The 694-nt window shown below is 48.4% G+C and carries 2 tRNA genes and 2 rRNA genes; all 4 read right to left on the reverse strand.

The annotated features are described in order from the left end of the window. Window positions 1–101: ribosomal RNA gene (locus tag M3193_RS16560) — 23S ribosomal RNA — on the reverse strand; the annotation flags it as partial. Between the two features lie 198 nt (window positions 102–299). Further along, window positions 300–375, reverse strand: a tRNA-Ala gene (locus M3193_RS16565). A 10-nt stretch (window positions 376–385) separates the two neighbouring features. Next, a tRNA-Ile gene (locus M3193_RS16570) sits at window positions 386–462 on the reverse strand. Window positions 463–594: 132 nt separating this feature from the next. Further along, window positions 595–694: ribosomal RNA gene (locus tag M3193_RS16575) — 16S ribosomal RNA — on the reverse strand; the annotation flags it as partial.

Consider the following 694-nt stretch of genomic DNA (forward strand, 5'->3'; position numbering starts at 1 on the left):
CACAGCTTACTTACAGCTCCCCGAAGCATATCGGTGTTAGTGCCGTCCTTCATAGGCTTCTAGTGCCAAGGCATCCGCCGTGCGCCCTTTCTAACTTAACCTTTGTCTGGTTTTCAACGCATTACATGCGTCTCGACCATTGGTTGATCACCATTGTATAGCGATATACGCTGGCAATCGTTAAAAAAGTATTGTTCAATCACAAAAGTGATCGACTCGGTTGATTACTTGATGTTTTGTTGCTTCAATGTCGTTTTATCCAGTTTTCAAAGAACAAAAATACTCCCATCGGAGTAAGTTGGTGGAGCCTAGCGGGATCGAACCGCTGACCTCCTGCGTGCAAGGCAGGCGCTCTCCCAGCTGAGCTAAGGCCCCGGAATATGAATGGTGGGCCTAAGTGGACTCGAACCACCGACCTCACGCTTATCAGGCGTGCGCTCTAACCAGCTGAGCTATAGGCCCCTTCCGGGATTATGAAGTTTCTCTTAACAGTTTCAAACACACTCGCGTTTGAAACTGTTCAATGAACCTTCAAAACTGAACGCAAAACGTCAACGTATGAACCCAAGGTTCATATTCCGTAATTATCCTTAGAAAGGAGGTGATCCAGCCGCACCTTCCGATACGGCTACCTTGTTACGACTTCACCCCAATCATCTGTCCCACCTTCGGCGGCTGGCTCCCGTAAGGGTTA

The organism is Sporosarcina luteola (assembly GCF_023715585.1).
GTDB lineage: Bacteria > Bacillota > Bacilli > Bacillales_A > Planococcaceae > Sporosarcina > Sporosarcina luteola_D.